This window comes from Actinomadura sp., from assembly GCF_044508335.1.
GTDB lineage: Bacteria > Actinomycetota > Actinomycetes > Streptosporangiales > Streptosporangiaceae > Spirillospora.
In genome coordinates, this window is the sequence record NZ_JBIQHY010000010.1 from 95,821 (window position 1) to 104,672 (window position 8,852).

The 8,852-nt window shown below is 71.9% G+C and carries 11 protein-coding genes; 6 read left to right on the plus strand and 5 right to left on the minus strand.

Features of this window, described 5'->3' with window-relative positions; all coding sequences use genetic code 11:
- Positions 1 to 59: 59 nt before the first annotated feature.
- Together ACIWVC_RS06430 and ACIWVC_RS06435 are read left to right on the plus strand one after the other, a co-directional pair.
- On the plus strand, positions 60 to 647 hold the full coding sequence (locus ACIWVC_RS06430; protein WP_396446138.1) for a rhodanese-like domain-containing protein: 588 nt from the start codon (positions 60 to 62) through the stop codon (positions 645 to 647).
- The gene (locus ACIWVC_RS06435) at positions 644 to 2,926 is read left to right on the plus strand and encodes a TSUP family transporter (protein WP_396446139.1); all 2,283 of its coding nucleotides are present in this window, start codon (positions 644 to 646) and stop codon (positions 2,924 to 2,926) included. Before ACIWVC_RS06430 ends, ACIWVC_RS06435 begins: the two co-directional genes overlap by 4 nt.
- Here the strand turns inward: ACIWVC_RS06435 and ACIWVC_RS06440 are convergent.
- A complete protein-coding gene (locus tag ACIWVC_RS06440) occupies positions 2,905 to 3,567 on the minus strand; it encodes a TetR family transcriptional regulator (RefSeq protein WP_396446140.1) in 663 nt (220 codons plus the stop codon). The two genes, ACIWVC_RS06435 and ACIWVC_RS06440, sit on opposite strands and share 22 nt — an antisense overlap.
- A gap of 59 nt (positions 3,568 to 3,626) precedes the next feature.
- Here ACIWVC_RS06440 and ACIWVC_RS06445 point away from each other — a divergent pair, with 59 nt between their 5' ends.
- Complete coding sequence (locus tag ACIWVC_RS06445) at positions 3,627 to 4,202, plus strand: TetR/AcrR family transcriptional regulator (RefSeq protein ID WP_396446141.1); 576 nt, start codon at positions 3,627 to 3,629, stop codon at positions 4,200 to 4,202.
- Between the two features lie 141 nt (positions 4,203 to 4,343).
- Here the strand turns inward: ACIWVC_RS06445 and ACIWVC_RS06450 are convergent, their stop codons facing one another.
- On the minus strand, positions 4,344 to 4,619 hold the full coding sequence (locus ACIWVC_RS06450) for a metal-sensitive transcriptional regulator (protein WP_396446142.1): 276 nt from the start codon (positions 4,617 to 4,619) through the stop codon (positions 4,344 to 4,346).
- 15 nt (positions 4,620 to 4,634) lie between these two features.
- Positions 4,635 to 5,003 (minus strand): thioredoxin family protein, encoded by a 369-nt coding sequence (locus ACIWVC_RS06455; protein WP_396446143.1) that lies wholly within the window; start codon positions 5,001 to 5,003, stop codon positions 4,635 to 4,637.
- A 117-nt stretch (positions 5,004 to 5,120) separates the two neighbouring features.
- On the opposite strand from ACIWVC_RS06455, the gene ACIWVC_RS06460 reads away from it, so the two are divergent.
- Positions 5,121 to 5,372, plus strand: a complete 252-nt coding sequence (locus ACIWVC_RS06460; protein WP_396446144.1) for a hypothetical protein — start codon at positions 5,121 to 5,123, stop codon at positions 5,370 to 5,372.
- Positions 5,369 to 5,746 (plus strand): DUF302 domain-containing protein, encoded by a 378-nt coding sequence (locus ACIWVC_RS06465; protein ID WP_396446145.1) that lies wholly within the window; start codon positions 5,369 to 5,371, stop codon positions 5,744 to 5,746. Before ACIWVC_RS06460 ends, ACIWVC_RS06465 begins: the two co-directional genes overlap by 4 nt.
- 398 nt (positions 5,747 to 6,144) lie before the next feature.
- On the opposite strand, the gene ACIWVC_RS06470 is transcribed toward ACIWVC_RS06465, so the two are convergent.
- Positions 6,145 to 6,522, minus strand: a complete 378-nt coding sequence (locus ACIWVC_RS06470; RefSeq protein WP_396446146.1) for a CBS domain-containing protein — start codon at positions 6,520 to 6,522, stop codon at positions 6,145 to 6,147.
- A gap of 65 nt (positions 6,523 to 6,587) precedes the next feature.
- The gene (locus ACIWVC_RS06475) at positions 6,588 to 7,247 is read right to left on the minus strand and encodes a TetR/AcrR family transcriptional regulator (RefSeq protein WP_396446147.1); all 660 of its coding nucleotides are present in this window, start codon (positions 7,245 to 7,247) and stop codon (positions 6,588 to 6,590) included.
- Positions 7,248 to 7,515: 268 nt separating this feature from the next.
- On the opposite strand from ACIWVC_RS06475, the gene ACIWVC_RS06480 reads away from it, so the two are divergent.
- Positions 7,516 to 8,808: a hemolysin family protein gene (locus ACIWVC_RS06480; protein ID WP_396453912.1), complete on the plus strand. Its 1,293-nt coding sequence runs from the start codon at positions 7,516 to 7,518 to the stop codon at positions 8,806 to 8,808.
- The last annotated feature ends 44 nt before the right edge of the window (positions 8,809 to 8,852 follow it).

Here is an 8,852-nt window from a genome sequence, read left to right on the forward strand (position 1 = left end):
CCCTGGGGGTATCTGCCGCGGCCGGACGGCCGCGTTCTCCGCCGACTCGAAAGAGGACCATGAACGAGCTGCCCGCGCGGCTGGACGCCGCGAGCCTGCGTGCCCGGCTGGACGGTCCCGCGCCGCCCCGCCTTCTCGACGTGCGAACGCCGGGAGAGTTCGCCGCCGGCCACATCCCCGGCTCCTACAACGTGCCGCTCGACATGCTCCGGGAGCACCGCGACGAGCTGTGCCGGCACCTGGACGAGGACGTCGTGCTCATCTGCCGCTCCGGCGTCCGCGCCGGGCAGGCGGAGCGGGCGCTGGCCGGGGCGGGGCTGCGCAACACCCGTGTACTGGAGGGCGGGATCGCGGCCTGGGAGGCCGCCGGGGCGCCGCTCAACCGGGACGGCCGCAACCGCTGGGATCTGGAGCGCCAGGTCCGGCTCGTCGCCGGGACGATCGTGCTGGCGGCGGTGCTCGGCAGTGCGGCCGTGCCCGGCTTGAAGTGGGCGGCGGCGCTCATCGGCGGCGGGCTGGCGTTCGCGGCGCTCACCAACACCTGCGCGATGGGGATGCTGCTGGCGAAGCTGCCTTTCAACCGCGGCGCGAGCTGCGACCTCGGCACGATCAGCGCGCAGCTGGCGGGCGAGGAACGAGCGGCATGACCCTCGCGCTCACGCTCGCCGCGGCGGTGCTGATCGGGGTCACGCTGGGGATGCTCGGCGGGGGCGGTTCGATCCTCACCACCCCGGTGCTGATCTACCTGGCCGGCGTCGACGCCAAGCAGGCGATCGCCATGTCGCTGTTCGTCGTGGGCGTGACGAGCGTGGCGGGGGCCGTCCCGCACGCGCGGGCCGGCCGGATCCGGTGGCGCACCGGGCTGCTGTTCGGCTCCGCGGGCATGGCCGGCGCCTACGCCGGAGGGCGGCTGGCCGCGTTCGTCCCCGCGAACGTGCTGCTGATCGCCTTCGGGGTCATGATGACCGTCACGGCCGCGGCGATGCTCCGCGGCCGGAAGGAGATCGAGCCCGGTCACGGCGCCGGTAAGAGGCCGCTGGCCAGGATCGTCCTGGAGGGCGCGACGGTCGGCCTGGTCACCGGGCTGGTCGGCGCGGGCGGCGGCTTCCTGGTCGTGCCCGCCCTCGCGTTGCTGGGCGGCCTGCCGATGCCGGCCGCCGTCGGCACGTCCCTACTGGTCATCGCGCTGAAGTCCTTCGCGGGGCTTGCGGGGTACCTGCAGAGCGTCCACATCGACTGGACGCTCACCCTGTCGGTCACCGCGCTGGCGGCCGCCGGCGGCCTGCTGGGCTCCCGGCTGGCCGGAAGGGTCGATCCCGAGCGGCTGCGCAAGGCCTTCGGCTGGTTCGTCCTGGTGATGTCCGTCTTCCTGGTCGCGCAGGAGCTTCCCGCGCGGGCCAGGCCCTTCTTCCTGGCGGCCGTCGCCCTCGCCGCCCTCGCCGCCCTCGTCCGGGCCCTCGCCTCGACCGCCCGGCGGTCCCGGCACAGGGCCGCCGACCGTGATCTGCGAAAGGAACCCGTAGCGATGCAGACGCCCATGTACTTCGCCCAGCACTACCTGGAGTGCCTGTCCCAGGCGTCCTACCTGATCGGCGACAAGCGGACCGGACGCGCCGTCATCGTCGACCCGCGCCGGGACGTCTCCGAGTACCTCGACGACGCCGCGGCCAACGGCCTGCACATCGAGGGTGTCATCAACACCCATTTCCACGCCGACTTCATCTCCGGCCACCTCGAACTGGCGGCGCGCACCGGGGCGTGGATCGGCTACGGCGCGCGCGCCGAGGCCGAGTTCCCGATCCGGAAGCTGCACGACCGCGAGCGGATCAGCCTCGGCGACGTGACCCTGGAGATCATGGAGACGCCGGGGCACACCCCCGAGTCGATCAGCGTCCTGGTCTTCGAGCGCTCCGGCGACAGCACGCCCTACGGCGTCCTGACCGGGGACGCGCTGTTCATCGGCGACGTCGGCCGCCCGGACCTGCTGGCCTCCATCGGCTTCAGCGCCGACGAGCTCGGCCGGATGCTCTACGACACCGTCCAGCGCAAGCTGATGGCGCTGCCCGACCAGACCAGGCTCTTCCCCGCGCACGGGGCCGGCTCCGCCTGCGGCAAGAACCTGTCGGCCGAACTGCAGTCGACGATCGGCGCGCAGCGGCTCACCAACTACGCCTGCGTGCCCATGGGCGAGCGGGAGTTCGTCGACATCGTCACCGAAGGCCAGCCCCCCGCCCCGAACTACTTCGGCTACGACGCGATCCTCAACCGCAAGGAGCGGGAGCTGCTGAAGGTCGAGGAGCACCTGCGGGAGCTGCCGCTCGGCGACGTCCTGGCGCGCCGCGACGCCGGCGCGGTCGTCGTCGACGCCCGCGACCCGCAGGAGTTCGCCGCCGGGCACCTCGCCGGCTCGATCAACGTCCCCGCCGACGGCCGGTTCGCCGAGCAGGCCGGGATGCTCATCGAGCCCGGCCGGGAGATCGTCGTGGTCGCCCCCGGCGACCGCGCGGAGGAGATCATCACCCGCCTCGCCCGGATCGGCCTGGACACGGCGGCCGGCTACCTGGCCGACCCCGAGGACGCCTTCGCGCGGGCGCCCGAGGGGAGCGTCGCCCGAGCCGAGCGGATCACCTTCGCCGAGCTGCGCGAGGAGCTCGACGGGCCCGAGCCGCCGCTGATCATCGACGTCCGCAACGCCGGCGAGCTGGCGGACGGCTCCATCGAGGGAGCGGTCAACATCCCGCTGGCCGAGCTGCCCGGCCGCCTGGACGCCGTCCCGGCCGCCCGGCGGATCGTCGTCCACTGCGCGGGCGGCGTCCGCTCTTCGGCCGCCGCGAGCCTGCTGCGCCGGGCCGGCCGCGCCCGGGTCGCCGACCTGATCGGCGGCTACGGCGCCTGGGCCGCCGCCTACGCCCCGGCCGGGGCCTGACCGGCGCCCGCCCCGCCCTGCCGGGCCCGCCCCCGGCAGGGCGACCCGGCCCGGGGGAGATCGCCCGTGAGGTACCAGTCCAGGGCGGGTCCGACGGCTCGCGCCACCTCCTCGCGGGACGCCCCGGCCAGCGGCTCGAACTCCAGGACGTAGCGGGCGACGACGAGGCCGCAGATCTGCCCCGCGATCAGGGACGCGCGCAGGGGAAGGCCGACGGGCGGCGTCGCCGCCGTCCGCGACAGCGCGTCCGTCAGGACCGGCAGGACGATCTGCCCGGCCAGCCGCGCACCCGGCTCGCCCGACATGGCGCTGCGCAGCAGGGTCCCCGCGGCGGCGCCGTCGCCCTGCTCCCAGAGCGCGAGGAAACGTTCCACCAGCTCTTCGCCGGACGTCTCCGGACCGTCCGCGAAGGCCCGCGCCAGCAGATCGGCCGGCGGCAGCGCGTCGTGGACGACCGCTCTGAACAGCCGTTCCTTGGTGCCGAAGTGGTAGTGGATCAGCGCGGGGTCCACGGCGGCGGCCGCTGCGATCCGCCGGACCGTCACCGCGTCGTAGGCGCTCGCCGAGAACGCGTCGCGCGCGGCCGCCAGGATCGCCGCCCGTGTGGTCGACTCTCCCGGGCGCCTGCCGATGCGTGCCATGGCGGACCCCCTTCCCGCCGTCGCCGCCGCCGCCGGCGTCCTCTGCTAGTAAGTGAGGTGTGCCGACCCGACCGCCCATCCCGCGCGAGCGCAGCGACGTCCGGCGGAACCGCCGTGCGCTGCTGGAGGCCGCGGCCGAGGCCCTGGCGCAGAACCCCGGCGCGTCGATGACGGACGTGGCGCGGGCCGCGAAGCTCACGCGGGCGACGCTGTACCGGCACTTCGGCAACCGCGCCGAGCTGATCGACGCGATGCGCTCCGAACTGCTCGAGCGCGCACGCCTGGCGCTCATCGACGCCCGGCTGGACGAAGGTTCCGCCCTGGACGCCCTCCGCCGGGCCGTCGACGCCCTCGTCCCTCTCGGCCTGCGCTTCCGGGCGATCCTGGCCGAGGGGAACGTCCTGGATCCGGAGTTCGTGCGCGAGCGCGCCGAACTCCTCGCGCCCGTGCTCCGTGTCATCGAACGGGGGCAGCGGGACGGCGCGCTCCGAGCCGATGTCCCCGCCACGTGGGTGCTGACCGTGATGGCGGCGACCCTCGCCGCGGCGGTCGGGACTTCGCCCGCGACTCCCGGCACCGCGATCGCCGGTCTGGTCTACAGCACGCTCATCGAGGGCGTCGCGGCAGCGCGCTGAGCCGCGCCTCACCGCGGGCGCGCCGGGCGGCACCGGAACCGGCATCGCCCCGCCTCCCATCGCGCCTTGACCGAGAGCATCAGCATCCGAACAAAATGATACATATGTGTCTCGTTTTACAGGTCACGTGGGCTCGCCGCGTCAGGCGAGCGTGAGGAACAGCCTCTCCAGCCGGGCCCGGTCCAGGCCGGCCTGCTCCGACCCGCCGTCCTCCTCGCGGGCCGCGCACTGCTCCAGGCCGGTCGCGATGATCTTGAATCCGGCCCGGTGCAGGGCGTGGGAGGCGGCGGCGAGCTGGTTGATCAGGTCGGCGCAGTCGCGGCCCTCCTCGATCATCCTGATGACGCCGCCGATCTGCCCCTGCGCGCGGCGGAGCCGCAGGGCGACCTCGGCCAGGGAGTACTTGTCAAGCTCCATCGCCGCCGCCCCTTCTCAGGCGCTGTGCCGGTGCTCGGCGACGCGGCGGCGCACGTCGTCCATGTCCACGGCGCGGGCGTCCTCGATCAGCTTCTCCAGCTCCGGCTCGCGCAGCGCGCCGGGCTGCGCGTACAGCACGACCCGGTCGCGGATGATCACCAGGGTCGGGATCGAGGAGATCTGGAAGGCGCCGGCCAGCTCCTGCTGGGCTTCGGTGTCGACCTTGCCGAACACGATGTCCGGGTACTTCTCGGAGACCCGCTCGTAGACGGGCGCGAAGAAGCGGCAGGGCCCGCACCAGCCGGCCCAGAAGTCGATCAGGATCATGTCGTCGCCGGCGAGGACGTCCTCGAAGTTCTCGCGCGTCAGTTCGGTCGTGGCCATGCTGGTCTCCTCCACCTTCCTGAATACCCCTACGGGTATTGCAACATCGCCTCTTCCTCCTTGATTCCGCGTTGCCATATACCCGTAGGGGTATAGTGGAAGCATCGGGGAGGGATCATGACCGCTGGACGACGAAGGCATCCGGCCCCGCCCGTCGGCGTACGGGCCGTCCTCGCCGTGGTGGCCCATCCGGATGACGAGTCCTTCGGGCTGGGCGCCGTCCTGCCCGTCCTCGGCTGGACGATCCCGCAGGAGGTGGCCGAGGCGCTGAACGCCGAGTTCGGCACCGGCTTCATCGGGCGCGCAGGCCGCCGGGCCGGTGCTCGGGCCTACGACAACGAAAGGACGATCCCGTGGATTACGGCATGACCATCAGACTGCGTCAACCGTTCGCCGAGGCCGTCGAACGGGTCAGGGCGGCGCTCAAGGAGCAGGGATTCGGCGTGCTCACCGAGATCGACGTGCGCGCCACGCTGCAGGAGAAGCTCGGCGAGACGATGGAGGACTACCTCATCCTCGGTGCCTGCAATCCACCGCTCGCCCACCGGGCGCTGGGGGTCGACCGGCGGATCGGCCTGCTGCTGCCCTGCAATGTCGTCGTCCGGTCCGACGGCGGCGACACCCTCGTCGAGGCACTGGACCCGCAGGTCATGGCCAAGGTGAGCGAGCAGCCCGGCCTCGAACCGGTCGCCGATGAGGCCGCTGAGAAGCTCACCGCGGCGCTGGAGTCCCTGCGCGGCTGAGCCCGCCGGCGATCGGCGCGCCCGTCCCGGCCGGGGCGTGGACTCGACACCCGGCCGACCGGTGCTCCCGGCCGCGTCGTCCCATGCTCCCCAAGTTCCGGCCGGCCTTCCGGCCAGGCGGCGATATCGGCCTTTCGTAGCGGAGTCCCGGTTCCGGAGCCGGTGCGGGCCGGTCCGGAACCGGGAGTCGATGGTTCGGGAGGATCGCCGCCTTCCGCGCCTCCCCAGGAGGCGCTCGACCGGACATCGGCCTGGCCGGCCCTCTCTCCCCTTCATACCCCCGGAGGTATCAGGGAGCAGCGTAACCGAGACCCGAGCCGATGCACAAATACCCCTAGGGGTACAGGGGAATCCGCGGGGTGAGCCCAGCACGGCCCAGGCCCGGTCGGCGGAGGACGTCACGACGTCCAGATCTCCAGAGCGAGCAGATCGCGCATCGAGACCATGCCGACTACGCGGCCGCCCTGGTCCTGGACCGGCAGGTGGCGGATTCCGTCATCCAGCATCCGCCGGGCCACGTCTTGCACGTCCTCCTCCAGCCCAGCGGTCCTGATCTGCGTCGACGCGTATGCCTCGGCCGGCTGCGCGGCCGGTTCGGCCGAAGTCGCCAGTGCCCCGACCAGGTCGCGTTCGGTGATGATGCCGAGGACCTGGTCGCCGTCGACCACCGCCAGGGCCCCGATCTCGTTGTCCTTCATCCACCGCGCCACCTCACCGAGCGGCTCATCGGCTCGGCACCCGAAGACCATCGGGCGGTAAACGTTGCTGATCCGCATTTCCCTACTCCCCCACCTTCGTTCGGTCATGCCTTTTCATTTGCCGGAATCCGAGCGCACGGCGGTCATGGAGACGCCGGATTGCCCGAGCCCGATGTCTGGAGGACGCGGTCGATCAGCAAGTGCAGGTGGGACCGGAACCGGGCGACCTCCGGCAGGGCCAGGGTGTCCCGGTGGCCGTGCGGGCACGCGGTCGTGCCGCGCCACGGCGTAGGTTGATCATCGTGGTTGGGCACGCCGTAGGTGACGAACCCGGTCGTCGCCCATGCCACGGTCCACAGCATGTAGTCGATGTCCACGTCCGAGGGGACCATCGGGCGCACGGCGTCGGCGACCATGTCGGTCAGCGGGCGCTCGTATTTCGACTCCAGGTCGGCGCTGCCGGCCGCGTCCCCCACCCACCGGTGCAGCCACAGGCGGGCCACGTGGGGATGGGACAGGTGGAAGTCCAGGTAGGCGTCGGCGAAATCGCGCAGCCCTCCCGCGGTCATGCGCAGGGATTCCACCGCGTCCTCGAGCATCGCCTGCTCCAGGGTGTGCGCACGCCGCATCACCTCGTGATAAAGATCCAGCGTGCCGCCGGTCAGGTCCAGCAGTGCGGCGGTGTCCACGCCGGCCGCGCTGGCGATCATCGCGCCTGTGGTGCCGTCGAAGCCGAGGTCGGCGAACAGGCGGGTCGCGACCTGAATGATTCGCTCCCGTTCAGAATCCGCACCTGAGCTCATACCGACGCCCTATACCCGCCAGCCTGGGCACTGCACGTCGACCATTGCTCCCACACCGGCGGGTGACCATACGATTAAGTAAGTCACGATCTACGTTGGTTTCATCCATGAAAGTTTCCACGTCCCGCCTGAGAGCGGACACAAGGCAAAAGAAGATCTGAACTTCTCTTACCGCCGCGATTGCGTGCACGCCGGCGGCCCGGCGGTGCGCCGACCCGCACGGTTAGCGTTGGGTCGCGGGCCCACCAATGCGAGCCGGGGGATGATCGTGGCCGAATACTGGTCCAGTGCGGTGCTGATCGGTGTGCTGGTCGCCCTCAACGCCCTGTTCTCGGGCAGCGAGATCGCGCTGGTCTCCGTCCGCGAAAGCCAGCTGCGGCGGCTGGAGCGGCGCGGTGCGGCGGGTGTCCGCGCCTTGGCCCGGCTGGAGCGGGATCCGAACCGCTTCCTGGCCACCATCCAGATCGGGATCACCCTGGCCGGTTTCCTGGCCTCCGCGACGGCGGCGGTGTCCCTGGCCGAACCGCTGGCGCCACGGCTGGCCTTCCTCGGCGGGGCCGCCGAGACGACCGCGGTCGTGCTGGTGACGGCGGCCCTGACCTTCATGACCTTGGTGTTCGGGGAGCTGGCCCCGAAGAGACTGGCCATGCAGTACGCCCAGCGGTGGGCGTTGCTGGCCGGCAGGCCGCTGGACGTGCTCGCGACGATCTTCCGGCCCGCGGTGTGGGTCCTGGGCAAAGCCACCGATGCCACCGTGCGGGTGCTCGGCGGCGACCCGCGGGCGTCCGGCGGCCAGGTCGGCTTCGAAGAGCTGAAGGACCTGGTGATCGAGCACCGCGGACTGAGCCGGGAGCAGCGCCGGATGATCAGCGGCGTCATGGAACTGCACGAGCGGATGCTGCGGGAGATCGTGGTCCCCCGTACCGCGGTCTTCACCCTCCGGGCGGACGCCCCGGCCGCCGCGGCCCGCACGGCGCTGGCCGCCTCCGGGCACTCGCGCGCCCCGGTGCTGGCGTCGCCGAGCCCGGAGGACGTCGTCGGCGTGGTCCACCTGCGCGACCTGCTCACCCAGGAGGGAACCGTGGAGGACGCCGCACGGCCGGCCGTCATGTTCCCCGACACCCTCCCGATCGCCGAGGCCCTGCGCAGGTTCAAGGCGGAGGGGCAGCAGTTCGCGCTCGTCGTCGACGAGGGCAGCGCGGTGAGCGGCATCGTCACCATGGAAGACCTGCTGGAAGAGATCGTCGGAGAGTTCTACGACGAGACCGACCGCGACCTCGTGAAAGCTCAGCGGTTCTCCGACGGATCGCTGCTGCTGCAGGGCACGTTCCCGCTGCACGATCTGCCTGATCTCGGGGTGGAGCTCGTCGATCGGCCCCAGGGCGAGTACGCCACGATCGCCGGGCTCACCCTGGCCGCTCTCGGCCGCATCCCCGACCGCCCCGGAGACCGGGTCGACCTGGGCGAATGGACCATAGAGGTCACCGGCGTCGACCACCACGCCATCACGGCCGTCCGGCTCCGTCCCCGGAGCAGCCCCCGAACGGACGGCGAAGAATGATCAAGGCCGACGCCGTGCACCCGTTCAACCCGCTCCCGGGCACC